The organism is Tenacibaculum sp. SM2510, from assembly GCF_057002845.1.
This window is the reverse complement of the sequence record NZ_CP192703.1, coordinates 1,528,060-1,553,250: the sequence shown is the minus strand read 5'-3', so window position 1 is coordinate 1,553,250 and position 25,191 is coordinate 1,528,060. Positions and strand designations below refer to the sequence as shown.

The 25,191-nt window shown below is 31.5% G+C and carries 24 protein-coding genes; 18 read left to right on the top strand and 6 right to left on the bottom strand.

Annotated elements, in window-relative coordinates; translation table 11 throughout:
- The first annotated feature begins 106 nt into the window (after nt 1-106).
- From thiL to ACQ629_RS06965, 12 genes are all read left to right on the top strand, one after another.
- Entirely contained in the window at nt 107-1,153 is a 1,047-nt protein-coding gene (thiL, locus tag ACQ629_RS07020) for a thiamine-phosphate kinase (protein WP_483703516.1), read from the top strand.
- Between the two features lie 183 nt (nt 1,154-1,336).
- Nucleotides 1,337-1,807, top strand: coding sequence for a peptidoglycan-binding protein LysM (lysM, locus tag ACQ629_RS07015; RefSeq protein ID WP_483703514.1), 471 nt, complete (start codon nt 1,337-1,339; stop codon nt 1,805-1,807).
- Nucleotides 1,808-1,970: 163 nt separating this feature from the next.
- A complete protein-coding gene (locus ACQ629_RS07010) occupies nt 1,971-2,867 on the top strand; it encodes a DMT family transporter (protein WP_483703512.1) in 897 nt (298 codons plus the stop codon).
- Between the two features lie 33 nt (nt 2,868-2,900).
- Nucleotides 2,901-3,767: a YicC/YloC family endoribonuclease gene (locus tag ACQ629_RS07005; RefSeq protein WP_483703510.1), complete on the top strand. Its 867-nt coding sequence runs from the start codon at nt 2,901-2,903 to the stop codon at nt 3,765-3,767.
- 1 nt (nt 3,768) lies between these two features.
- Nucleotides 3,769-4,353, top strand: coding sequence for a guanylate kinase (gmk, locus tag ACQ629_RS07000; RefSeq protein ID WP_483703508.1), 585 nt, complete (start codon nt 3,769-3,771; stop codon nt 4,351-4,353).
- Between the two features lie 36 nt (nt 4,354-4,389).
- On the top strand, nt 4,390-4,974 hold the full coding sequence (gene nadD / locus ACQ629_RS06995) for a nicotinate (nicotinamide) nucleotide adenylyltransferase (protein WP_483703506.1): 585 nt from the start codon (nt 4,390-4,392) through the stop codon (nt 4,972-4,974).
- A gap of 98 nt (nt 4,975-5,072) precedes the next feature.
- Nucleotides 5,073-5,936, top strand: coding sequence for a M23 family metallopeptidase (locus ACQ629_RS06990; RefSeq protein ID WP_483703504.1), 864 nt, complete (start codon nt 5,073-5,075; stop codon nt 5,934-5,936).
- Between the two features lie 79 nt (nt 5,937-6,015).
- On the top strand, nt 6,016-7,509 hold the full coding sequence (locus tag ACQ629_RS06985) for a GH3 auxin-responsive promoter family protein (RefSeq protein WP_483703502.1): 1,494 nt from the start codon (nt 6,016-6,018) through the stop codon (nt 7,507-7,509).
- Between the two features lie 656 nt (nt 7,510-8,165).
- A complete protein-coding gene (locus ACQ629_RS06980) occupies nt 8,166-8,654 on the top strand; it encodes a hypothetical protein (protein WP_483703500.1) in 489 nt (162 codons plus the stop codon).
- 310 nt (nt 8,655-8,964) lie between these two features.
- Nucleotides 8,965-10,368: a tetratricopeptide repeat-containing sensor histidine kinase gene (locus ACQ629_RS06975; protein WP_483703498.1), complete on the top strand. Its 1,404-nt coding sequence runs from the start codon at nt 8,965-8,967 to the stop codon at nt 10,366-10,368.
- 721 nt (nt 10,369-11,089) lie between these two features.
- Nucleotides 11,090-11,833, top strand: a complete 744-nt coding sequence (locus tag ACQ629_RS06970; RefSeq protein WP_483703496.1) for a LytR/AlgR family response regulator transcription factor — start codon at nt 11,090-11,092, stop codon at nt 11,831-11,833.
- A 457-nt stretch (nt 11,834-12,290) separates the two neighbouring features.
- Nucleotides 12,291-12,848 carry an MOSC domain-containing protein gene (locus tag ACQ629_RS06965; RefSeq protein WP_483703494.1) on the top strand — a complete coding sequence of 186 codons (558 nt, stop codon included), beginning with the start codon at nt 12,291-12,293 and terminating at the stop codon, nt 12,846-12,848.
- Here ACQ629_RS06965 and ACQ629_RS06960 read toward each other — a convergent pair.
- Genes ACQ629_RS06960 through ACQ629_RS06945 form a run of 4 tightly spaced genes read right to left on the bottom strand, consistent with a single transcriptional unit; the run spans nt 12,845 to nt 15,937 of the window.
- Entirely contained in the window at nt 12,845-14,410 is a 1,566-nt protein-coding gene (locus ACQ629_RS06960; RefSeq protein ID WP_483703492.1) for a S41 family peptidase, read from the bottom strand. The two genes, ACQ629_RS06965 and ACQ629_RS06960, sit on opposite strands and share 4 nt — an antisense overlap.
- On the bottom strand, nt 14,397-14,825 hold the full coding sequence (locus ACQ629_RS06955; RefSeq protein ID WP_483703490.1) for a deoxycytidylate deaminase: 429 nt from the start codon (nt 14,823-14,825) through the stop codon (nt 14,397-14,399). The genes ACQ629_RS06960 and ACQ629_RS06955 overlap by 14 nt, the downstream gene beginning before the upstream one ends.
- Before the next feature lie 59 nt (nt 14,826-14,884).
- Entirely contained in the window at nt 14,885-15,466 is a 582-nt protein-coding gene (locus tag ACQ629_RS06950; RefSeq protein WP_218771578.1) for a HupE/UreJ family protein, read from the bottom strand.
- A gap of 9 nt (nt 15,467-15,475) precedes the next feature.
- Nucleotides 15,476-15,937 carry an Lrp/AsnC ligand binding domain-containing protein gene (locus tag ACQ629_RS06945; RefSeq protein WP_483703488.1) on the bottom strand — a complete coding sequence of 154 codons (462 nt, stop codon included), beginning with the start codon at nt 15,935-15,937 and terminating at the stop codon, nt 15,476-15,478.
- A 60-nt stretch (nt 15,938-15,997) separates the two neighbouring features.
- Between ACQ629_RS06945 and ACQ629_RS06940 the strand changes: the two genes are divergently transcribed.
- Nucleotides 15,998-17,254, top strand: coding sequence for a Y-family DNA polymerase (locus tag ACQ629_RS06940; protein WP_483703486.1), 1,257 nt, complete (start codon nt 15,998-16,000; stop codon nt 17,252-17,254).
- Between the two features lie 4 nt (nt 17,255-17,258).
- A complete protein-coding gene (locus ACQ629_RS06935) occupies nt 17,259-17,696 on the top strand; it encodes a LexA family protein (RefSeq protein WP_483703484.1) in 438 nt (145 codons plus the stop codon).
- A gap of 53 nt (nt 17,697-17,749) precedes the next feature.
- Here ACQ629_RS06935 and ACQ629_RS06930 read toward each other — a convergent pair whose 3' ends face one another.
- Complete coding sequence (locus tag ACQ629_RS06930) at nt 17,750-18,163, bottom strand: BrxA/BrxB family bacilliredoxin (protein WP_483703482.1); 414 nt, start codon at nt 18,161-18,163, stop codon at nt 17,750-17,752.
- Nucleotides 18,164-18,280: 117 nt separating this feature from the next.
- On the opposite strand from ACQ629_RS06930, the gene ACQ629_RS06925 reads away from it, so the two are divergent.
- From ACQ629_RS06925 to ACQ629_RS06910, 4 genes are all read left to right on the top strand, one after another.
- Nucleotides 18,281-19,039, top strand: coding sequence for a TerB family tellurite resistance protein (locus ACQ629_RS06925; RefSeq protein ID WP_483703480.1), 759 nt, complete (start codon nt 18,281-18,283; stop codon nt 19,037-19,039).
- A 111-nt stretch (nt 19,040-19,150) separates the two neighbouring features.
- A complete protein-coding gene (gene ileS, locus ACQ629_RS06920; protein WP_483703478.1) occupies nt 19,151-22,549 on the top strand; it encodes an isoleucine--tRNA ligase in 3,399 nt (1,132 codons plus the stop codon).
- Nucleotides 22,550-22,553: 4 nt separating this feature from the next.
- The gene (locus ACQ629_RS06915; RefSeq protein WP_483703476.1) at nt 22,554-22,931 is read left to right on the top strand and encodes a TraR/DksA family transcriptional regulator; all 378 of its coding nucleotides are present in this window, start codon (nt 22,554-22,556) and stop codon (nt 22,929-22,931) included.
- Nucleotides 22,932-23,049: 118 nt separating this feature from the next.
- A complete protein-coding gene (locus ACQ629_RS06910) occupies nt 23,050-23,634 on the top strand; it encodes a hypothetical protein (protein ID WP_483703474.1) in 585 nt (194 codons plus the stop codon).
- Here the strand turns inward: ACQ629_RS06910 and ACQ629_RS06905 are convergent.
- The gene (locus ACQ629_RS06905) at nt 23,629-25,179 is read right to left on the bottom strand and encodes a hypothetical protein (RefSeq protein ID WP_483703472.1); all 1,551 of its coding nucleotides are present in this window, start codon (nt 25,177-25,179) and stop codon (nt 23,629-23,631) included. The two genes, ACQ629_RS06910 and ACQ629_RS06905, sit on opposite strands and share 6 nt — an antisense overlap.
- Nucleotides 25,180-25,191 lie beyond the last annotated feature (12 nt).

Here is a 25,191-nt window from a genome sequence, read left to right as displayed (position 1 = left end):
AAGTTAAAGAATAACTATTTATAAAACAGTTATAAATAGTTAAACCCCATTTTAATTTAAAAATTGTTTGGTTTTGTTTAAAAACTATGTTTAGTACCTTTGCAAAATGTTAGAAGATAAAAACCAAGAAAGAACATCATTAGCCGAACTAGGAGAGTTCGGATTAATAAACCATTTAACGGAACATTTTAAAATATACAATTCATCAACTCAAAAAGGAATTGGTGATGATGCAGCAGTTATAAGTTCGTCAGATAAAGAGCTATTAATAACGACTGATTTGTTAATAGAAGGTGTGCATTTCGATTTAAGCTATATGCCTTTAAAACATTTGGGTTACAAAGCTGTAATGGTAAATTTATCGGATGTATATGCTATGAATGGTGTTGCAGAACAAATTACAGTATCAATAGCTGTTTCTAATCGTTTTCCACTAGAAGCATTAGAGGAGTTGTACGCAGGTGTGCAATTAGCTTGCGACACCTATAAAGTAGATTTAATTGGAGGAGATACAACCTCTTCAACTAAAGGAATGTTAATTTCTGTTACGGCAATAGGATCGGCAAAAAAAGAGGATATTGTTTATAGAAACGGAGCGAAAGCGACTGATTTAATAGTTGTATCTGGTGATTTAGGTGCTGCGTACTTAGGGTTGCAAGTTTTAGAAAGAGAAAAACAAGTGTTTCAGGTAGATCCACAAAATCAACCAGATTTAGATAAGTATACGTATTTAATTGAGCGTCAATTAAAACCCGAAGCGCGTAAAGATATTTCTGAATTGTTAAAAGAATTAGATGTAAAGCCAACAGCAATGATTGATATTTCTGATGGATTGTCGTCTGAAGTGATGCATATTTGTTCGCAAAGTAAATTAGGTTGTAAAATTTATGAGGAAAAATTACCGTTAGATCCGCAAGTTATTTCTACCTCAGAAGAGTTTAATATGGATAGTACCATGATAGCTTTAAGTGGAGGAGAAGATTATGAGCTGTTATTTACAGTGCCACTTGCTGACTTTGATAAAATAAAGGCAAATCCTAATTTATCAATTATCGGTCATATGGTTGAAGAAAATCAAGGTGTGAATTTGGTAACTAGAGCAGATCAAGAAATTGCATTAAAAGCGCAAGGGTGGAATTCATTTGAAGAATAAATTTCACACATTATAATAATTAAGAAAAGCCATACTTTTAAAGTGTGGCTTTTTTGTTGTCTATTAGGTTTGGAGTTAACTTCTGATTTTGAAAATCATTGTCATAATAATTAAAAATGGCATAAAAAGTGTATATTAGTAAATATAAAGTGAATTATTAATTTAAAAAAAATCAAAAAAATAATGGGAATTTTTTCATTTATTAAAAATGCTGGTGCCAAAGTATTTGGTATCGGAAAAACAACAGAAGAGGAAGCTACTGAAAAATCGGCTAAACTTATAGATGCAGTAAATAAATTAGAATTTTCTGTAGAAAATTTATCAATAGATATTGACGGTGATACAGCAGTTGTTTCTGGAGAAGCTTCAGATTTAGCTACAAAAGAGAAAGTGGTTTTAGTTGTTGGTAATACAAACGGCATTGCATCTGTAGAAGATAATATGACTGTTGCCGAGGTTGAAGAGATTGATGTTGCAGCAATGGCAAAGTTTCATACAGTTGTAAGTGGTGATACTTTAGGTAAAATAGCAAAAGAATTTTATGGTGATGCAATGAGGTATCCTGTAATTTTTGAAGCAAATAAGCCAATGTTATCACATCCAGATAAGATTTATCCAGGACAAGTATTAAGAATACCGCCTTTGGTAGATTAATTTCCTGAAATATTAATTTAAAAAGCACTGCAAACGCAGTGCTTTTTTTATGAAAATTCAACATTTTATTATAACTAGTTCAATATTTTTACTTAACTAAAAAATAACCAAAAAAGAAGTAGAATATTTTTCATCTTTGCTTTCTTATTATATGAGATAAAAAATGAATCAAAGAACGCTAGCATTAATAGCAACGTCAATAGCTACACTTATTTATGGTGTTACATTTACAGTAGCAAAAGAAGTAATGCCGCTATATATAAAACCGTCTGGTTTTATCTTAATTCGTGTAGGAGCTGCGGCTATGATTTTTTGGTTATTGGGTGTTTTTGTGAAGGCAAAACCAATTGAGAAATCAGATTATAAGAATATTATGATTGCGGCTTTTTTTGGAGTCGGGTTTAATATGCTTACTTTTTTTAAAGGCCTTAGTTATACTACGCCAATTAGTGCCTCTGTAATGATGGTAACATCGCCTATTTTGGTTTTAATATTTGCAAGTATCCTTTTAAAAGAAAAATTAATTTTAAGAAAGATAGCAGGAGTAGTTATTGGGTTAATAGGAGCCGTAGTCTTAATAGCTTACGGTAGTTCACCCAATGTAGATGCTAAAAATATGATGTTGGGTAATTTTTTGGTGTTTGTTAATGCAGCTTCTTATGGAATGTATTTAGTAAAAGCAAAAAAGTTAATAGAAAAATACAATCCAATAGTGTTTGTAAAATGGTTATACTTATTCGGTTTACTGTTTGTAATTCCTTTTGGTTTTTCAGAGTTAACTGAAGTTCAATGGCACTTAATGCCAATGTCAATTTATTTAAAAGTTGGGTTTGTTGTGTTATTTACAACTTGTATAACGTATCTTTTTAATTTATTTGCATTGTCAAAATTAAAGCCAACAACGGTAAGTGTTTTTATTTATTTACAACCAGTTATTGCCTCAATTTATGCTTTAATTGTAGGTAGTGATAGTTTAAATTTGGTAAAAATAGCAGCCACTCTTCTTATCTTTTTAGGTGTCTTTTTGGTAACCAAACGAGTAGCAGTTAAAAATAAATAAATGTATCTTTGCCCTTTCTTTTAAATTGACAATATGATACAGTCTATGACGGGTTATGGAAAATCCGTATTACATTTACCTTCTAAAAAAGTAACCATTGAAATTAAGTCTCTTAACAGTAAGAATTTAGACTTAAATACAAGAATGCCATCTTATTATAAAGAAAAAGAATTAGCGGTTCGTAAGAAATTAGCTAGTAACTTGGTAAGAGGTAAAATAGATTTTTCTATCTATGTCGAAACAACAGCAGAAGTAACATCAACTAAAGTAAATAAAGCAGTTGTTGAAAATTATGTAGCCCAGTTAAGAAATACAATGAAAATTGCTTCTATACAAGATGTAGAACTCTTAAAAATGGCAATAAAAATGCCAGATGCTTTAAAAACTGAGCGTGAGGAGTTAGATGAAAATGAATGGACTCAGATTGATACTCATATTGACGAAGCTTTAAAAGAAATTATAGCTTACAGAACAGATGAAGCTAAGTCTTTAGAAGACGATTTTAAGTTAAGAATAGCAAATATTGATACAGCTTTAGAGGAAGTTAAAAAGTTAGACGGAGAAAGAATAGAAAACGTAAAAGAACGTTTGCAAAAAGCTTTAACAGAATTAAAGGTTGAAATTGATGAAAATCGTTTCGAGCAAGAGCTTATTTATTACTTAGAAAAGCTAGATATTAACGAAGAAAAAGTTCGTTTAGGAAATCATTTAGTATATTTTTTAGAACAATTAGATACTGCCGATTCTAACGGAAAAAAATTAGGTTTTATCGTTCAGGAAATTGGTAGAGAAGTAAACACCATGGGGTCTAAAGCTAACTTTGCCGTGATGCAAAAAATAGTGATCCAAATGAAAGACGAGTTAGAAAAAATAAAAGAACAAATTTTAAACGTTTTATAAAATGTCTAAAGATTTTAAAGGAAAATTATTTGTGTTTTCAGCCCCTTCAGGATCAGGTAAAACAACAATTGTTCGCCATTTACTAAAGCAAGAAAAATTTAATTTAGAATTTTCTATATCAGCAACATCAAGAGAAGCAAGAGGTTTTGAAGTTGATGGAAAAGATTACTATTTTATATCTACAAGAGATTTTAAAGACAAAATAAAAGCAGATGAGTTTTTAGAGTGGGAAGAAGTATATCGCGATAACTTCTACGGAACTTTAAAAACAGAAGTAGAACGTATTTGGGCTTTAAATAAGCACGTTATTTTCGATATTGATGTAGTTGGCGGTTTACGTATAAAGCACAAATTTCCAGAAGAAACATTAGCTGTTTTTGTAAAACCACCTAGTGTTGATGAACTTAAAATTCGCTTAAAGAAAAGAAGTACTGAAAGTGAAGATAAAATTAACATGCGCATTGCTAAAGCATCAGTAGAACTGGCAACAGCGCCTCAGTTTGATAAAATTATAAAAAATTACGAATTAGAAGTTGCTTTAGAAGAAGCTGAAGATTTAGTAAGTGATTTTTTAGGTTTAAGTTAAGTAGCTTTTCAATAAAAAACTTTTTTTAAAAAAGGCATGAAAAATATCGGATTGTATTTCGGAACTTTTAATCCTGTTCATATAGGGCATTTGATTATTGCAAATCACATGGTTGAAAATTCAGATTTAGATGAAATATGGATGGTTGTTACACCTCACAATCCGTTTAAAAAGAAAAGCTCTTTGTTAGATAATCATCACCGTTTAGAAATGGTGTATTTAGCAACGAAAGAATATCCGAAGATTAAACCATCTGATATTGAGTTTAACTTACCACAACCTAATTATACCATAAACACCCTAGCGCACATTTCAGAAAAACACCCAGATCATCACTTTAATTTAATTATGGGTGAAGACAATCTGAAAAGTTTTCATAAATGGCGAAATTTTGAAGCTATTTTAGAAGATTATAATATTTACGTATACCCGCGAATTTCAGAAGGGATTGTTGAAAACCAATTCAAAGAAAACACCAAAATTAAGAGGGTAACTGCGCCAATTGTACAAATATCATCTACCATGATTCGTAACGGAGTTAAAAATCAAAAAAACATTCAACCGTTATTATCTGCAAATGTTTGGCAATATATCGATGATATGAACTTCTATAAAAAGTAATATTTTTATTTTGTAGTATATGTTATACGTTGTAATTTATATAAAAAATAGTTTCAAAATTTTTTCGTTGTATATTTGAATCTCAAATTAGTATTAAAGTGGCTAAAATTCAAAAAAAGCGAAAGCTTAAGCAAAAACTTACTGATAAATACCGATTGGTAATTTTAAATGAAAACACTTTTCAAGAAAAATTTTCATTAAAATTATCGCGATTAAATGTATTTGTTTTTGGAAGTTTATTTTCTGTATTACTTATTGTTTTAACATCCTTGTTAATAGCCTTTACAAGTTTACGAGAATATATACCAGGTTATTCATCTACAACATTAAAGAAGAAAGCAACCAGATTGATCTATGAAGCAGATTCTTTAAAAACCAGACTGGCAATTATAGAGCGTTATACCCAGGCATTAAGACCTGTTTTAACAGGTGAGATAGCTCCTGAAAAAATAGATTCTTTAAAAACCGAAGCCCAAAATATTGTAATTGATGAAAGTAAGTTAGAGGCTACAAAGCAAGATTCTTTATTTAGAGCAAAAGTTGAAGGTAAAGACCGATTTCCTTTGTTGGAAGGAGGAGTAGGAAGAGCTAAAGTTGTGTTTTTCTCTCCATTAACAGGTAGCGTTTCACAAGGATTTAATATGGATGATAAACATTATGCCATCGATATTGTTGCACAAACAGGTATTCCTGTAAAGGCTATTGCAGACGGAACAGTAATTTTGGCGGAATGGACTGCCGAAACAGGATATGTAATAACCATACAGCACACCAATAAATTTATATCTGTTTATAAGCATAACGGAACTTTGTTAAAGCAACAAGGCGATATTGTAGAATCTGGGGAAGCTATTGCAAGTGTTGGTTCTACAGGTGAGTTAACGACAGGTCCGCATTTACATTTCGAATTATGGAACAACGGTTTTCCAGTTGATCCAACAGATTACGTAGATTTTCAGTAATAAAAAATAGATGAGGTTAAACGATTATTTTTAATGTAGATAATTGAATTTATTGAACCTAAAATATTAAAAAATTAAGATGAGTATCAAATCTATCCTAGCAATTCCTTTTGCAAAACAAGTACGAAAACAAGTTTATAAATGGGCAAATAAACCTCATGAAACGCAAGAGAAGGTTTTTCAGTATTTGGTAACAGAAGGTTGTAAGACAGCCTTTGGTCAAGATCACGATTTTATTTCTATCAATAATTATGAGGATTTTAAAAAACGCATACCAATAAATGATTATGAAGGATTGCGTACTTATGTAGATAGAATGGTTGCCGGAGAGGAAAATATATTATGGAAAGGAAAACCGTTGTATTTTGCAAAGACTTCTGGTACTACTTCTGGAGCAAAATATATTCCGATAACAAAAGAATCAATGCCAACTCATATTACGGCAGCACGAAACGCTTTGTTGTTTTATGCAGCTGAAAAAAATGATGCTAGTTTTGTAAACGGAAAGATGATTTTCTTACAGGGAAGTCCGGTTTTAGAAGATATGAACGGTATAAAGTTGGGTCGCTTAAGCGGAATTGCAGCACATTATGTACCGAACTACTTATTAAAAAATCGCTTACCAAGTTGGGAAACTAACTGTATAGAAGATTGGGATACTAAGGTTGATAAAGTTGTTGAAGAAACAATAAATGAAGACATGTCTGTAATTAGCGGAATTCCGTCTTGGGTACAGATGTATTTTGAGAAACTAATTGATAAAACAGGAAAAACGATTTCAGAGTTGTTTCCGAATTTTAATTTCTTCGTGTATGGAGGTGTAAATTTTGAGCCTTATAAAAATAAATTTGAAACTTTAATCGGAAAAAAGATCGATTATATAGAACTCTATCCGGCATCAGAAGGATTTATCGCTTATCAAGATTCACAAACCGAAAAAGGAATGTTACTACAATTAAACTCTGGTATTTTTTATGAGTTTATACCGGCAATTGAGTTTTTTGATGAAAATCCAACACGTATTTCTTTAAAGGATGTAGAATTAGGTGTTAATTATGCAATTATTTTAAACACTTCTGCAGGACTTTGGGGCTATAATATTGGTGATACTGTTGAGTTTACCTCGTTAAAACCCTACAGAATAAAAGTAACAGGTCGTATAAAACATTTTATATCTGCCTTTGGTGAACATGTTATAGGTAAAGAAGTAGAAAAAGCATTAAATGATGCCATTGTAGGAACTAATGTAAATATAAGTGAGTTTACAGTAGCTCCACAAGTAAATCCTGAAAGCGGATTGCCATATCATGAATGGTTTATAGAGTTTGAAAATGAACCAGATAATATAGAAGAATTAGCGGCTAAGATTGATGCTTCTATGCAAAGCCAAAATGTATATTATTTCGATTTAATTACAGGTAAAATCTTACAACCACTAATTATAAGAAGAGTGAAAAAAGGAGGATTTCATGAGTATATGAAATCGATAGGAAAGTTTGGCGGACAAAATAAAATACCACAATTATCAGACAATCGTAAAATTGCAGATGTATTAAAAGACTTTTTAGTGTAAACGTCATTGCGAACAAAGTAAAGTAATCTGCTCATGGTTAGTTCTAATATGACTAATAGATTACTTCGTCGTTGTTCCTCCTAATGACTTTCTAATTAGTCATTGCGAATGCAGTGCAACGAAATGAAGCAATCTGCTTAAAGTTAGTTCTAATGCTATTAAGAGATTACTTCGTTATTCTTCCTCGTAATGACGAATATATTTTTATTACGAGGCACGAAGCAATCTACCCAAGGCTAGTTCTAATGCTATTAAGAGATTACTTCGTCATTCTTCCTCGTAATGACGTGTTATTTGTCATTGAGAGGCACGAAGCAATCTGCCTAAGGTTATTTCTGCTCTGCAAAGAGATTACTTCGTCATTCTTCCTCGTAATGACGTTGTAATTTGTCATTGCGAGGCACGAAGCAATCTATTTATCGTTAGTTCCAATACTATAAAGAGTTTATATCATCACAAACTTCGTTTGGGTGTTTTCAATTAAAATATATTTTAATTTCAACAATACTCCCAATAGTGGTTGTGTTTTTAACAATTCCAACAGACGAATACTCGCTTCACACTTTTTTATTAGGGAATATAATTTTTTCTAACATAAGACTTTCAGAAAAATCATTTTTTGTTGTAGATTTAAACCCTAACCAAACAATAATAAAATGAGTACAACAACTAACGGAGTAACATTAACATTAAAGAAATTTGAAAAATTTGTGTCTAATATTCCAGCGGCGAGTAAGCCAACTGGACCTTTAGTAAATATATCAGGAGCAGAAGATAGTAATGATACACCTTATACGGTAACTGTTTTAGCATACTTACCAGACAATACATTAAACCCTGTAGAAAACACTAGTGGTTTACAGTTACAAGGAAATGAAATTTATTTAAATTATTATGGTATTAACCCAGTAAAGGTTTTAAACAAACAAGGAGGATTCGATACTGTACAAGGAAGAGAATTTCGTGTAGAATTTAATTGTGATGAAGTAGCAGGTAATTTTGATTTGTATTATGTTCAATTTACATACAAAGTAGAACAAGGGGCATCTGCGGATGTTATTTGGGTTAGAGATGAAGATGAAGATCCTGAAACTGATAGAGGAACTGTAACTGCTCCAGTAACAGCACCGCCTCCAACATTATAGTTTTATGTTTAAAAAAAACATTGTAGTTATATTTTTGAGCATAGCCTCATTAATTTCTTCACAAGAGAAAAAAAACAATGAGGCTAATTTTCTTTTTGAAAAAAGTGTTGAATTTTGTGATAAAAATAAAATTATTTGTAAGGCATTTAATTTTTATAAGAATAAACAGTATGATTCTTGTTATACATATTCAAATAAAGCATTGTTATTAACCAAAAAAACAAAGGAAAAAGATTTTTTGAACTACATCCTTGCTTATAGTGCTTACTATAAAAGGCTTTATAAAAAATCACTATCAAGCTTGTCTTTGATGTCTAATGATAAATATTATGAATTAAATAAAATATACTTATTAGGTAATGTTTATGTAAACTTAAAAGAATATGATAAATCAATAGAGAATATTGAGGAATGGATATCTAAAGACACAACAGCAAGTAATAGTCAAATAAGGGCGATGTATCATAATTTAGCTCTATGTCACTTACATAAAAAAGAGTTTAAAAAAACTAAAATTTTCTTTAATAAAGAGCTTTCTTTTATAAAACCTAATGATACAGCTTCTATCATTAGAGCAAAAATGGACTTAGCGAATGTATATTATAATCAATATTTAGATAACGAAGCAATTCCTTTATTTAAAGAAGCCTATGGTTTAGCTAAAGTATTTTCTGATTTTGAGTTAAAACAACTTACAACACAAAATATGGCAGTTGTAGAGCGCAATAGAAAACGATACAAAGAAAGCGTTGGTTATTATAGAGAGTTTGTTAAATGGAAAGATTCTATTACAAATAGAGATCGTATATGGGAACTTACAGAGAAAGATAAAAAAATAGCAGTTGCGCAAAAACAACAAGAAATAGTAGTGCAAGATGAGCAAATAAAGCGTCAAAAAGTAGTCCAAAAAGGACTGCTTTTTGGTGCTTCTGGGCTGTTAGTGTTTTTAGGAGGTTTGGCTTTTTTTTATAAAAAACTACAAAGTAAAAATAGGCTCATTACGGAACAAAAAGAAGCTTTAAATCTAGCGAACAAAACAAAAGATTATTTATTTTCGGTAGTGTCGCACGATTTACGTTCGCCTATAAATATGATAAAGAGGCAACACCAAAAATTAGCAAAGCATATTGCGAACAATGATTTACCTGCAATTAAAGAAGCTACAAGATCGGCTATTGCAGTTACCGAAAGTACGAGTCACTTATTAAATAATGTATTGCATTGGTCGTTAGAACAAAGTAATATGCTAAATTTCTCTCAAGAAGAACATGTTTTACAACCTATTATTGAACATGTTTTATATGATTATGAAGATTTAGCAGAAGCAAAAGATATTTCAATTTCTAGTAATTTAGAAAGTGGTGTTCTTATTTTAACAGACAAAGAATCGTTAAAAATAGTAATTAGAAACTTAATAGATAATTCAGTAAAATATATGGATGGTTCTGGAAGCATTTCTGTAAAAACAGAAATACATTCAGAAGCGCATGCGCGTATTGAAATTAAAGACTCAGGTATTGGAATGTCTGAAGAAAAACTTCAAAAAATTAATGCGTTAAAAGATTTATCTATCGATAAGATAGATCGTTCTAAAGGAATCGGATTAGGTTTGTTATTATGTCAAACACTAATTAAGAAAAACAACGGAACATTATTTTTTAAAAGCGAAGAAGGAGTAAGTACCACAGCGGTTATATTGTTGCCTTTAGTTTAATTTTATTATAATACGAGTGGTGTAAAAACCACTCGTATTTTTTTACACCTTTTTTTAATTATCTCTTCATTGAAGATAAATCATCCGTCATTGCGAGGTACGAAGCAATCTGTATTTCGTGAGTTTTGAATATTAAGATTACTTCGTCATTCTTTCTCGTAATGACGTGTGATTTATTGTTTCTCGGGATGACTTTCCGTCATTGCGAGGCACGAAGCAATCTGTTTGTTTACGAGTTCTTAAAGTTAAGATTACTTAGTCATTCTTTCTCGTAATGACGTGTGGTTTATTGTTGCTCGGGATGACTTTCCGTCATTGCGAGGCATGAAGCAATCTGTTGCTTTTTAGTTCCGAATGTTAAGATTACTTCGTCATTCTTCCTCGTAATGACTTGCTGTTTGTCATTCCTAGTGATAACTATTCGTCATTGCGAGAGGCAACGAAGCAATCTATATTTCGTGAGTTCCGAATGTTAAGATTACTTCGTCATTCTTCCTCGTAATGACTTGCTGTTTGTCATTCCTAGTGATAACTATTCGTCATTGCGAGAGGCAACGAAGCAATCTATATTTCGTGAGTTCTGAATATTAAGATTACTTCGTCATTCTTCCTCGTAATGACTTGTCGCTAGTTATTGTGAGTGGAACGAAGTTTTTTTTAGTAAAAATTTATTATCAAATAAGTATCTTCGTAAAAACTAACAGTATAAATATTTAATTTAATGAATAACTTACGATTACTTCTTTTAGAGGACTTAGATGATGAAGCAACAGAGATTATTGATTTTCTAGAAGATAATAACTATGAGGTTATTCGTGTTAAAAATGCTTTTGAAGCTGAAAAAGAAATAAAAAATAGGTTTTTTGATATTATTCTTCTTGATATTATGATAGAAGGGAAACCTGAAGGTATTTCGTTAGCACATCGTTTGAATAAGGAAGGTATAGAAGCTCCTTTCTTATTTTTAACAAGTATGCAAAGTAAATTAGTGTTTGATGAAGCTAAACTTACTAAGCCATATACTTATTTATTAAAACCATTTAATAAGCTAGAGCTGTTGTATTCTTTAGAGGTAGCATTAGAGAAGTTTCATGAGCAATCAAGTAGTATTAGTTTAAGTGAAAAAAATGCAATTGTAAGTCCGTCTTTTTTATTCGTGAAAAAGAAACGAAGTATAAAGAAAGTAGATGTGACAGCCATTATTTATATTGAGGTTAAAGAAAAGTATTGCAAATTGGTTTGTGATGAAGATGAGTACTTAATAAAATTATCACTAACAAAAATTAGAGAATTACTTGGCGATACTAACTTTACTCAAACTCATAGAAATTATGTGGTTAACAAGGCTAAGATTCAAGAGATTTATTTTGAGGATAATTTATTAATTTTACAAAATAATCACAAAATATTATTTAGTGAACGTTTCAAAAATCAGTTTATTAAAAATAATACTATTTTTAGATAAAAAGCAGTAAAAAACACAATGTATTCCCCCCGAAATCAGTTATGTTAATTACCACTTTTAACTATTTCATAAGTATACTCCTATTCAGTTTTTTTATAAAATGAGTCTTTAAATTAATGCGATTCAAATATAGATGTATAGAGAATGTGTTTAAGTGTTTTTATTTAAAAAAAAATGATTAAATAAAAAAAGAGATATAAATATAATCCCATTTATAGATTATATCTTAAATCTCCTTTTTTTGAACGTTTTTATTAAGAATGTTACCCCCACGTGTATTCTTAATTAGCCAGTTAAAATAATCCCCTTATTATATCTTAACTGATGTAAATATAATGAGTTATTGTTATTTTGTTGAAATACAATTCCTTAGTGGTTTAAAATAGGGGTGTAACGTGTGATAAAAGGGTATAAGTGTTTTAGAGGAGAAAAGTATTTTAAATAAAAATGACATTAAATGAAAATTGTAGCTACAAATATCGGCGATCGAAAGGATGTTAACTGGAAAGGAGAAATAATTAGTACGGGTATTTTTAAATACCCAGTAACAGTACCTATTTTTTTAGATGTGGAAGATGTTGTTGGGGATACTGTGTGTGATAGAGAAAATCATGGAGGAATTGATCAGGCAGTATACGCATATTCTTTAAAGCATTATGAGTATTGGAAAACAATACACCCAAATTTAGATTGGCAATTAGGAATGTTTGGTGAAAACTTAACGATTGATGATTTAGATGAATCGAAACTTCATGTAGGAGATACTTTTAAGGTTGGTGAAACTATTTTAGAGGTAACAAAACCACGTTTGCCTTGTTTAAAATTAGGCGTTCGGTTTAATGATATGAAAATGGTAAAACAATTTTGGAAACAAAACTTGCCAGGGCTTTATTTTAAAATACTACAATCCGGTTTTGTAAAAACAGGCGATGAATTTACGTTAATAAAATCTTGCCCTGAAAACTTAACAATTACAGCCGTTTATCAAAATAAAAGAGTAGAAAAAGAAGTTTAATTCTCCTTCTCTAATTCAAATACTTTTTGAAGCATTTTATCATCTATCTCGTTTACTTTGTATAAACCTTCATCGTTAAAAAGTTCGCGAGCAATTAATGTTTTTAAGTTTCTTTTTAGTTGATTTTTTGTTTTTTTAGAAAGCTTATAACTTTTAAGCTTTGCTAAAAATTCCGTAGACACTTCATTATTTGCATCAAAATTATCAATAAAATCGCTAACAGTTGTGTTTTCTAGCTTTTTACGATTTGTATCTACGTAGGTAAATGCGAAATTATTTAAAGGTCTAAAAAATATGGTAGGAACATAAGTAGAAGTATCAACAGCTACAAAATGATCGGGAATTATTCCACCTCCGCCAAATACTATTTTACCTTTCGGAGTTGTAAATTTTAAGCTATCAATAGTTTTTATACTATCTCTGTTAAATAACTCACCGTTAGAATACCTGTTTTCTAAATCGTTTGCATAAATAGAAGAAGGCGCTTCTTTTGTGTATGGTTTCTGAATAGATCTACCAGTAGGAGTGTAATAGCGAGCCGTTGTTAAACGAACAGCAGAACCATCACCTAAATCCATTTCTTGTTGCACTAATCCTTTACCAAAAGAACGACGTCCAATAATAATACCTTTATCGTTATCTTGTAAAGCACCCGCAACAATCTCTGATGCAGAAGCAGAATTTTCATCAATTAAAATATATAAACCACCTTTTTCAAAATCACCTTTATTGGTTGCAAAAGATTCATTAATATCTCCTTTATTATTTTTTGTAAAAACAATTAACTTATCATCTTCTAAAAACTCATCAACAATGCTATTAGCAATATCAATAAATCCACCTCCATTTCCACGAAGATCAAGTACTAAATCGGTCATTCCGGTTTCTTTAAGAGCATCTAAAGATGTTTTAAATTCTCGGTAAGAATTACGTGCAAAACGGTTTAACTTTATGTAACCAACACTGTCGTTTAGCATGTAGGCAATATCAACACTTTTAATATTTACTTTGCCTCTGTTTATGGTTACATTAAAAATACTATCAGTTGTTTTTCTGTAAATCTGAACGTTTACCTTTGTATTTGGTTTCCCTTTTAGGGCTTTCATTATTTGAGGAGTTTGTAGGTTTTTACCATACAAAGTATCTTTATTTGCCATTAAAATTCTGTCACCAGCTTTAACACCTTCTTTAATACTTGGTCCTCCTTTAATTGGTGAAATAACGGTAATAGTATCACCAATTACACGAAATTGCACGCCAATTCCTACAAAATTACCTTGCATGTTTTCGGTAATTAGTTGTAGATTTTCTTTTGGAATATATACCGAATGCGGGTCTAACTTGCCTAGCATTTCGGTAATTGCTCCGTCTAATAACTCATCAGTATTTACATTATCAACATAATCACTTTGAATATAATCAATGAGTCGTTTTATCTTTTTTTCGTTGGATGAGCTTTTGCCAATAAAATTAGTTGAGCTTCCGTTGCTAAAAAAAGTTCCGATAAGAATACCGAAAACTACGGCAATTGAAAAATATATAGGGAGGTTATTCTTGTTCATAAGGTAAATTGGTTAATTCAACACCTGCTTTTTCTAGAAAATCGACTCCAGAAGAATCTTTGTAAGCTTCAGCATATACAACACGTTTTATACCTGCTTGGTGTATTAATTTGCTACATTGTTGGCAAGGAGAAAGCGAAATGTATAAAGTAGCTCCTTTACACGACTGTGTAGAGGCAGCAACTTTTAAAATGGCATTTGCTTCGGCATGTAAAACATACCATTTTGTGTAGCCTTCTTCGTCTTCACAATAATTTTCAAACCCTGATGGCGTACCGTTGTATCCGTCAGAAATTATCATACGATCTTTAACAATAATGGCACCTACCTGTTTACGTTTACAATGCGATAATTTACCCCATTCTTGCGCCATTTTTAAATAGGCTTTGTCGTATTTTAATTGTTTTTTACTCAAGGTTAAAGTTGTGTGAAGTGCTAATATAGGTAGATTAAAAAAGGTGTGTCGTTAATTTTTTACCAAAAAACGCGGTTTACCATCATTTGAAAAGCAAAACCAATTACGATTGATGAAATAATTAAAATCCAATCGCGACGATTTACTCCAAATATAGATTGAGCTAAAGTACCTATCAATAAAATGATTAAAACGATAATAATCTGTGCAGCTTCTACACCAATTGCGAACTCTAATAAAGGGACAAGTTTGTCAGAAGTTTTACCGATCATTATTTTAAAGTAATTCGAGAAACCAAGGCCGTGAATCAATCCGAAGAAAAGCGCAAAAAATAAATTCTGATTTTCTTTTCCTACAGATGCTTTTTTAGCGGTTAATACGTTCATTAAACCGGTAATAAAAATGGTTAACGGAATTAAAAACTCCACCAAATTGCTATTCACATTTAAAATTCCGTAAGCCGATAAAGCTAAAGTTATAGAATGTCCAATGGTAAATAATGTTATAAGCCATAATACTTTTGTCCACTGTTTAAATAAGTATACAACTGCAAGTACTATTAAAAATAAAATATGGTCATAGGCTCTAATATCAAGTACATGAAATAAGCCCATTTTAAAGTAGAAAATAAATTCGTTCATTCGGGGTTTTTAAATTTTTATTTGTCGATCTATTTGTTGGTCTAAAGATATAAAAGTTTCTGTTCTTGAAACCCCTTTTATGTTCTGAATATCTTTATTTAACAAATGCATTAAATCTTCGTTGTTTTTACATAGTATTTTAATGAAAACAGCATAGTTACCAGTTGTATAGTGGCTTTCAACAATTTCAGGGATTTCTTTTAAGCGCTTTATTGCTGATGAATACATGCTAGATGAATCTAAAAAAACACCTACAAAAGCTGTAGTGTTATAACCTAAAGCTTTAGGGTTTAGCACCATTTTAAAACCGTCGATTAAATCAGAGGCTTCTAGTTTTCGTAAACGTTGATGAATAGCAGCTCCTGAAATTCCTACCTCACGGGCAATACTTAAAATAGGTGTACGAGCATCTGCAACCAATCGTTTGATAATGATTTTATCAATTCCGTCAATCTTTAATTTCTTAATCATACAGCAAAAATAAGAAAAGTTGGTTAGATTTTTTTTTGAATATTAATTACCTTTACAAACATGTATGCACTTGTAGATTGTAATAATTTTTATGCCTCTTGCGAACGAGTTTTTAATCCGAATTTAGAAGGGAAACCTGTTGCTATTTTAAGCAATAACGATGGTTGTGTAATTTCTATGAGCGACGAAGCTAAAAAATTGCAACTTCCGTTTGGTGCACCAATTTTTAAATGGAATCAGTTTTGTAAGAATAATAATATTACCGTATTGTCTTCTAATTACCCGTTATACGGAGATATGAGTGCGCGGGTTATGAAAACACTCGAACAGTTTTCTCCAGATATCGAAGTGTATTCTATCGATGAAGCTTTTTTGCAATTTAAAGGCTTCGAAAATTATAACCTCCAAGAATACGGAACGCAAATTAGAAGTAGAGTTTTACAATGGACGGGAATTCCGACTTGTGTAGGTATTGCACCAACCAAAGCATTAACTAAAATAGCGAATAAGATTGCGCGTAAATATCCGAAGGAAACAAAAGGAGTATATGTAATAGATTCTGATGAAAAAAGAATAAAAGCATTAAAGTGGACATCGATAGAAAACGTTTGGGGAATAGGAAGCCGTTTATCAAAAAAGCTACAATCAAAAGGTTGTGTAAAAGCCTATGATTTTACACAATTAGATGATAATTGGGTGCGTAAAAATTTATCTATTACGGTTTGGAAGTTAAAAAAAGATTTAGAGGGTGAAGCTAAAATATTGTTAGACGAGCCTGTAACCAAAAAAGCAATTGCTACTACACGAAGTTTCGAATATACTTTTTCTGATATTGATAATATAAAAGAAAGAATTTCAACCTTTGCAGCTAGTTGCGCCGAGAAATTACGAAAGCAAAATTCAAGTTGTCATATGGTTATGGTTGTGTTGCACAGCGATCGCCATAAAAAAGATAGCGAACAGCATCGTGCAAGTAGAACGGTTGTTTTTTCATATCCAACAGATTCAACTTTAACAATAAGCAAAAGTGCTGTAGAGGCCGTAAAAACTATTTTTAAAAAAGGCGTAAAATATAAGCGAGCAGGAGTTATTGTAACAGGATTAGTGCCATCGGATAACTATCAAATAAATATGTTCGCAACAGAAAATCCGAAACATAAACCACTAATGCAAGCTATTGATAAAATAAATCAGACTTTTAAGTCAGATAAGGTTAAATTAGCAAATCAAGATTTACAACGAACCTGGAAAATGCGTCAGGAGCGATTATCGCCAAAGTACACCACAAATATTAATGATATTATTAGGGTAAAATAAAATTATGAGCACATCAGAAACATTAACTTTTTTTTCACCTAAAGAAATGGGTAAAACAGTCGGTACAATTTTTAAGGATATCGGTATTTCTGCAGGGTTTCCTTCACCTGCGGATGATTTTAGGGAAACGCGTATTTCGTTAGATGAAGAGTTGATACGAAATAAAGAAGCGACCTTTTTTGCAAAAGTTAGTGGTCAATCTATGATTGGTGCCGGATTAGATGATAATGATTTATTGGTAATTGATAGAAGTATAGCGCCAGAAAATAACAAAATAGCCGTTTGTTTTTTAGATGGTGAGTTTACTGTAAAACGATTAAGAGTAGAAAAAGACGAAGTTTGGTTGCAGCCTGAAAATCCGAATTACCCGATAATTAAAATAACAGCAGAAAATAATTTTGTTATTTGGGGCATTGTTACCAGTGTAATAAAAAAGGTATAATAAAAAAATCCAGCAAATTTGCTGGATTTTTTTATTGACTCTAGTGCGAATTATTATTCACAAAATTCATCATAAGCACCTGCTAAGTTCTGAGCAATAGCTTGTGCTGAATGTCCTTCAATATGGTGACGCTCTAACATGTGTACTAAGTTACCATCTTTAAATAAGGCAATTGCAGGAGATGACGGAGGAAAAGGAACCATAAGTTCTCTTGCTCTAGTGGTAGATTCTTTTTCTACACCTGCAAAAACAGTTGTTAAGTTTGTAGGAGTTTTATCAGCTCCTAAAGAAGCAATCGCTCCTGGTCTTGCAGTACCTGCTGCACAACCACAAACAGAGTTTACCATTACTAAAGTTGTTCCTTTTTTTGCTAAAGCTGTATCAACATCTTCGGCAGTATATAAAGCGTCAAAACCAGCATCGATTAATTGGTCACGCATCGGTTTTACTAATTCTTCTGGGTACATAATTTTTTATTAAATAATTTAGGCAAAGATACTTTATTTAAGAGCAAGAGTCAAGCCTAAACAAATCAGCTTTTTTGTAAGTAGTTAATAGTATATTTACAGCTTTAAAATTTAAGAATGGGAAAATTTGCAAAGTGGCTTGGAGCCGGAGCGGGATTTACAATGGGTGGTCCGATAGGAGCCATTATAGGATTTGCTGTAGGTAGTTTTATAGATGGAGTATCTGTTGAAGATTTTATGCAAGAGCAGCAAGAATATCAAAGACAGTCTCAACCACAACAAAGAGGAAGAGCTACGTCTGGCGATTTTGAAATTACGTTGCTAATTTTAGCATCTGTTGTTATTAAAGCGGATGGTAAAATAGATAAGCGAGAGTTAGATTATGTTCGCATGCATTTCGTAAAAATGTACGGAAAAGAACGTGCAAATCATGCATTTAAATTGTTTAGCGGGATTATAAAAAAGCAGATATCAACACGTCAGGTGTGTATGCAAATCCGTCAACACATGTCGCATTCTTCTCGTTTACAATTACTGCATTTTTTATTCGGAATTGCTAAAGCAGACGGACAAGTAACGGCATCCGAAGAAGAAGAAATAAGAAAAATAGGAGGTTATTTATATATTAATGAGCATGATTATTCATCAATAAAAGCAATGTTTTATGATGAAACAGATGGAGCTTACAAGATTTTAGAAATAACTAAAGAGGCAACTAATGATGAGTTGAAAAAGGCTTATAGAAAAATGGCTAAAAAATACCATCCAGATAAGTTAGAAGGACTAGGAGAAGAGCATAAAGAAGGGGCAAATGAAAAATTTCAAAAAATTCAGGCAGCCTACGAACAAATTAAAAACGAAAGAGGTATTTCTTAAAAGAGTAGAGCTAAATTAAAAAGCCCTTATTTAAAGGCTTTTTTTAAGTGTCAACTACTACAATTACAAGAAAATACGTAATTTCGCCAATTCAATTAATACAATTACAAAATGAGTACGAAGTTTACTGAATACAAAGGGCTTAACTTGCCAAATGTTGCTGATGAAATCCTTAATTATTGGAAAGAAAACAACATTTTTGAAAAAAGTATAACTACCCGTGATGATAACAAACCGTTTATCTTTTTTGAAGGACCGCCTTCAGCAAATGGTTTACCGGGTATTCACCACGCAATGGGACGTACGATTAAAGATATTTTTTGCCGTTATAAAACCTTAAAAGGATTTCAAGTAAAGCGTAAAGCAGGTTGGGATACGCATGGTTTACCTGTTGAGTTAGGGGTAGAAAAAGAATTAGGAATAACCAAAGAAGATATCGGAACGAAAATTACGATAGAAGAATACAATATTGCTTGTAAAAAAGCAGTAATGAAGTATACTGATATTTGGAATACACTTACCGAAAAAATGGGATATTGGGTAGATATGGAAGATCCGTATGTTACTTATAAACCAAAATATATGGAAACTGTTTGGTGGTTGTTAAAACAAATCTATAACAAAGATTTGATGTATAAAGGCTATACCATTCAGCCATATTCACCAAAAGCAGGCACAGGTTTAAGTTCTCACGAAGTAAATCAGCCAGGTGCATATCAAGATGTTACAGATACAACGGTAGTTGCCCAATTTAAAGCAATTAGCGAAACCTTACCAAGTGTTTTACAAAACGGAAGTGATGTTCATATTTTAGCATGGACAACAACTCCTTGGACGTTACCAAGTAATACAGCTTTAACAGTAGGGCCAAAAATTGAGTATGTTTTAGTAAAAACATTCAATCAATATACGTTCGAAGCTACACAAGTTCTTTTAGGGAAGGCTTTAGTAGGGAAACAGTTTGCAGGAAAAAAGTTTAAAGCGGTTGAAAATGAAGCTGATTTAGCTTCTTATAAAGCAGATGATAAACAAATACCATATTATATAGTTGCCGAATGTAAAGGTGCCGATTTAGTAGGTATTAAATACGAGCAATTATTACCGTACGCATTACCATACGAAAACGCAGAAGAAGCTTTTAGAGTAATTCCTGGAGATTTTGTTACCACGGAAGACGGAACAGGAATTGTACACACAGCACCAACTTTCGGAGCAGATGATGCGTTGGTTTGTAAAGATGCAGGTATACCACCAATGTTGGTAAAAGATGAAAATGATAACCTAGTTCCTTTAGTAGATTTACAAGGTAAATTCACCAAAGAAATGGGTGAATTTGCAGGGAAATATGTAAAGAATGAATATTATGCTGATGGCGAAGCTCCTGAGCGGTCGGTAGATGTAGAAATAGCTATTAAATTAAAAGAAGAGAATAAAGCCTTTAAGGTAGAGAAATACGTACACAGTTATCCGCATTGTTGGAGAACTGATAAGCCTATTTTATATTATCCGTTAGATTCTTGGTTTATTAAAGTAACAGACGTTAAAGAGCGTATGCACTCTTTAAACGAAGAAATTAATTGGAAACCTGAATCAACAGGTACAGGTCGTTTTGGTAATTGGTTAAAAAACGCCAATGATTGGAACTTATCACGTTCTCGTTTTTGGGGAATTCCATTGCCAGTTTGGAGAACCGAAGATGGTAAGGAAACCAAAATAATGGGTTCTGTAGCTGAGTTAAAACAAGAAATGGCATTGGCTGTAAAAGCAGGTGTGATGGCTGAAGATATTTTTTCTGATTTCGTATCAGGAGATATGTCTGACGAAAATTACGATACGGTTGATTTACATAAAAATGTAGTTGATAAAATTACATTGGTATCCGCATCAGGAGAGCCGATGAAGCGTGAAGCAGATTTAATTGATGTTTGGTTTGATTCTGGTGCTATGCCATATGCACAATGGCATTATCCGTTCGAAAATAAAAAATTAGTAGAAGAAGGTTGGAAAACAGCCGATTTTATCGCCGAAGGTGTAGATCAAACTCGTGGTTGGTTTTATACGTTGCATGCTATTGCTACGATGGTTTTTGATGATAAAGCCTATAAAAACGTTGTTTCTAACGGATTGGTGTTAGATAAAAACGGACAAAAAATGTCGAAGCGTTTAGGAAATGGAGTAGATCCGTTTACAACGTTAGATAAATATGGGCCAGATGCTACGCGCTGGTATATGATATCGAACGCAAACCCTTGGGATAATTTAAAATTCGATTTAGATGGAATTACTGAAGTAAGTAGAAAGTTTTTCGGAACACTTTACAACACGTATTCATTCTTTAGTTTGTACGCAAACTTAGATAATTTCAATTATAGCGAAGCTGAGGTGCCTTTAAATGAAAGACCAGAAATTGATCGTTGGGTTTTATCAGAATTAAACACTTTAGTTCAAAAAGTAGATACATTCTATGCAGAATATGAGCCCACAAAAGCAACGAGAGCAATCTCTGATTTTGTGCAAGACCATTTAAGTAACTGGTATGTTCGTTTATGTAGGAGACGTTTTTGGAAAGGAGAATATGCGCAAGATAAAATATCAGCTTATCAAACTTTATATACTTGTATGCTTACGGTAGCTAAATTAGCATCGCCAGTAGCGCCATTTTTTATGGATAAGTTATATAAAGACTTAATAAGCACAACAAACGGTGAAGGATTTGAAAGTGTACACTTAGCAGAATTCCCAAAATACGATGCTAATTTAATTGATAAGTCCTTAGAGCGTAAAATGGAAAACGCGCAAACAATATCTTCATTAGTTTTATCGTTAAGAGCTAAAGAGAAGATAAAAGTACGTCAGCCATTACAAAAAATCATGATTCCGGTTTTAGACGAAACTCAAAGAGAAGAAATTTTAGCAGTTGCTGATTTGATAAAATCAGAGGTGAATGTTAAAGAGATAGAGTTGTTGGGCGATGCTTCTGGTATTTTAGTAAAACAAATAAAGCCAAATTTTAAAGCTTTAGGGCCAAAGTTTGGTAAAGATATGAAGTTGATAGCTAATGAGATACAGAAATTTACGCAAGAAGATATTATCAAAATAGAAAAAGAAGGAAATATTTCTGTCGAGATTAATGATAAAATGATTAATTTAGAAACCGCAGATGTAGAGATTTCATCGAAAGATATTGAAGGTTGGTTAGTGGCAAATGCAGAAGGGTTAACCGTTGCTTTAGATGTTACAATAAGCGAAGATTTACGTAAAGAAGGTGTTGCTAGAGAGTTGATAAATAGAATTCAGAATGCACGTAAAGAAACCGGTTTAGAAGTAACAGATAAAATAAAATTAACTATTTTAAATACTGCCGATTTACAAGAATCTGTAACTGCAAATGAAAATTACATAAAAGCAGAAACATTAACAAATGAGCTATTGTTTGTTGATGACTTAAAAGATGGTATAGAAATTGAATTTGATACCATAAAAAGTAAAATGTTAATAGAAAAAGCATAACATTATGGACGAGGTTAAAATAAGATATTCGGATAGTGATTTACAGGAGTTTAAAGCTATTATTTTAAAGAAAATACAACATTCAGAAGAAGATTTGAAATTATTACAATCTTCATACAGAAATGGTTCAGATAACGGTACCGATGATACTTCACCAACGTTTAAATCGTTTGATGAAGGTTCAGATACGATGGCAAAAGAAGCAAATATGCAGTTAGCTATTCGTCAAGAAAAATTTATCCGTGATTTAAAAAACGCACTAGTTCGTATTGAAAATAAAACATATGGAGTTTGTAGAGTTACTAATAAATTGATTCAGAAAGAACGTTTAAAATTGGTTCCTCACGCTACATTAAGTATCGAGGCGAAACGTAAACAATAACGTTTTGTATAATTACAATAACAATAAGAAACCTCTTTATAGAGGTTTCTTTTGTTTTAAAGAAGCTTGTGTAGTTGTTTTTATATTTACAAGTTTAACTTTTTTTAGCCAAGAAAGGTTGATTAAAAAAAGCACTTTTCAATCAAAAGAGATAGAAATAATTACAGATGGATTAGATGATGTAATTATAGAGAATTCGTTAAGCAATCAAATAGAAGTTATACTGTTAGATGAAAATCCCAATACACATACTGTTTTTCTAGAAGAACAAAGCGGTGTTTTAAAAATAAATTTTAAACTTAATTTTAATGTATTTAAGGAGCCCGTTTTTAGAAAATATATTACGAAACGCCTACAAAGAGCTTCGGCCATAATTAAAATTCCAAATAAAAAAATCGTAAATATCTTCGGGAAATCGATTGATGTCACTTCTAAAAGTTACAATGGGGATTTAAAAATTTACATTGATACAGGAAATGTGAAGCTAAACGAAGTAAAAGGAAATACTTCGATTAAATTATTTATAGGCAATGTTTATGCTCAATTAAAAAAGAACAGTAGTGCAAATGTTAAAACGAATAATGGCGTTATAACTATTAACGGAGAAGTAAATTCTTCTCCTTTCTTTAAAAAGAAGAAGAATTTATCCTATAATTTTATAGTTAACTCTATTAATGCAAATGTTGCTATAGAAGGGTTATAGTTTTTTTAATTGGTGTTTTCTAAGGTAAAAACTCATAATGCATAGTATACTAGATACGAAGACTAATTGTAGGTTGTAAAAAGAAGAATGAGCAAGGCTTCCAAAATAATCAGTAAAAGGAATTTTATTAATATTGGCATAGCTTATCATAAAGAATAAAACCTCAAAGAGTTTCTTTTCTTTGGTTAGTACTCCTAATAGACTAGCTAATAGTACAATAAAAACGGTTCCTAAGAGAATTGATGAAGCCGCGGCTATATGAAGTTTTATAATTAAACGAATAAGCAAAGGAACGGCTAAAAACAGCATTAAAATAATACCAGACAGTATTTGAGAAAGTAATAAACGAGATAACGGTTTGTAGGAGGTATATACCGAAAAATGAACGTTATTGTCTACTTCTTTTGTTGTAAGATTAGAGAGTCTGTTTACTTGAAAAAACCATAAAATAGGAAGTCCTAGTTGATGCGCAATATTTACAGGAAGTACTGCTAGTAACAACATTCCTAAAAAATTAATAAGCCATAACCATTTTGTATTTTGTCTAATTAGTAATTGTAGTTCAGCTTTTAGTAAAGGAAAGATACTGTAGCTTGTTTTAAGTGCAGGTAAGCGATATAAATTAACATCGTTATAAATAGCTCGTTTCTGATTTTTTACTATTCTTTTTTTTGCGCTATCCTTTTCTCTGAAACTAAAACGATGAAAAAAAAAGGAGACTATAAAAAGACCCATAATACCCAATAACATCCATATAAAACGACTGATAATAAATGAGGATGAAAAATTAACACCCTCAAAATGAAATTTTTGTAATTTTTTTACATTCCCTGAAACATAACCAATCGTTAAATTATGTTTTTCTTCAGATCCAGTAATTATTTTAACTGTTTCTTCTAATTGGTGCATTACAATTTTACTTCCAAAAATATCTAATGAAAACTGAGATTCATTTTTTGGATTGTATGTTATTAAAAAGGAAAAGAGAACGAAAAAGCCTATGTTTTGAATGACAGAATATCGACTGAATAAAACTTCAAAGACAATAGCTAAAACGGCAATCGTAAATATAGCCGGAATAGTAATTATACTATATGGTTTTAAAAACTGAAGAAACTCAAAAGGAAATCCGTCATTATATAGAAAAAAAAGAAGGATACTCATAGAAAATATAGCACTAACGATTGTTAACAAAACTAAAAAATTGCTAAAAGCTTTAGAAATTAAATATGTAAGATTAGTGGTTTTAGTAGCAGCTACTATTTGACCTACTTTAGTATCAATATCAGATTTTATGCCAGAATTGACTAAATAAAAACCAATGAGTGATAAAAAGATGCTTGACATAACAGCAGTCACATAGCCAAACCAAGCGGAATTATAGTATCCAACATAATTAGAAACTTGTATAGTGGAGTAACTAGCATTTGGTGCTGGTACAAAAGTATAGGCAATAGCCAAACTAGCGCATAATGTAATTAGAAATGCATAGCTTCGAGTCCGCTGTAAATAATCGTGCTTTATTATGTTAAAGAAAGAATTCATAGTTTATAATGT